Source organism: Acetomicrobium sp. S15 = DSM 107314, from assembly GCF_016125955.1.
GTDB classification, from domain to species: domain Bacteria; phylum Synergistota; class Synergistia; order Synergistales; family Thermosynergistaceae; genus Thermosynergistes; species Thermosynergistes pyruvativorans.
This window is the reverse complement of record NZ_JADEVE010000390.1, coordinates 1-381: the sequence shown is the minus strand read 5'-3', so window position 1 is coordinate 381 and position 381 is coordinate 1. Positions and strand designations below refer to the sequence as shown.

Sequence of the window (381 nt, the reverse complement as noted above, 5' to 3'; positions counted from 1 at the left end):
ACATACCACGGCCCTCCGCTCAAATTCAATCCCTTGCGCTGCCCTACAGTGTAACAGAAAAGGCCTTTGTGCTCACCGAGTTTTGTGCCGTCTTTTGTGACGATAGGGCCCCTCTCGCAGCCCAAGCGGCGCGACAGAAACTGAGGAAGCTTTTCATGGATAACACAGATATCGCGGCTATCGCGAACGCCATCAAAGACGTCTCCGAAGGCTTCACCGGCCCTACGGCGGACCATTTACTTGTACCAATTCGAAAGCGGAAGACCTCAGATGTACCTCGGAAACAAGGGAATCGTTAAGGTGGAGCTAAGGGTCAAAGAGGCCAAGCGCGAGGTCCATTCGGGCCATGCCCCTCTCATCCCAAACGCGGCATGGGAGTTG

The 381-nt window shown here is 54.9% G+C and carries 1 protein-coding gene; it reads right to left on the bottom strand.

Going from position 1 to position 381, the window contains the following annotated elements:
* The coding region (locus EZM41_RS11890; protein ID WP_342449323.1) for a tRNA methyl transferase PRC-barrel domain-containing protein at window positions 1-236 on the bottom strand (236 nt) is incomplete at its 3' end.
* Between the last annotated feature and the right edge of the window lie 145 nt (window positions 237-381).